The 383-nt window shown below is 65.5% G+C and carries 1 protein-coding gene; it reads left to right on the top strand.

The features are described 5' to 3' along the window. A partial coding sequence (locus tag IG05_RS43255; protein ID WP_037815961.1) for a cold-shock protein occupies nucleotides 1-82 on the top strand: 82 nt, incomplete at its 5' end. Nucleotides 83-383: the final 301 nt, after the last annotated feature.

Here is a 383-nt window from a genome sequence, read left to right as displayed (position 1 = left end):
GCTGCTCGAGGGCCAGAAGGTGAACTTCGACATCGCGCAGGGCCAGAAGGGCCCGACGGCCGAGAACATCGTTCCGGCCTGACGCTCACGCGCAATCCGCAGCTGGGGCCCGCATCCTTCGGGGTGCGGGCCCCAGCTGCACGCGTATCCCGCAGCGGCTTTCACCTGCGGGACGCCCCGGAGGAATCCGCAGTACCACCACAAGCGGTTCCTCCCTCAGGGCGCAGACGCACCCTGAAGCGCTGCCCCGCATCCAGCGCCCGGATCGCAAGGTCCCCATAGCGTCACCCATTTCAGCACCTGTGCCCACGGATGTCTTCGCCGGCCAGGTCTGCTTTCTTTTGCCACCGGTCCATACTTGTAATTCTCCGTGCCATTCATCG

The sequence above is a fragment of the Streptomyces sp. NRRL S-1022 genome (assembly GCF_000720135.1).
Classification (GTDB): Bacteria; Actinomycetota; Actinomycetes; order Streptomycetales; family Streptomycetaceae; genus Streptomyces.
The sequence above is the reverse complement of the archived record's forward strand: the minus strand, read 5'-3'. Positions and strand labels throughout refer to the sequence as shown.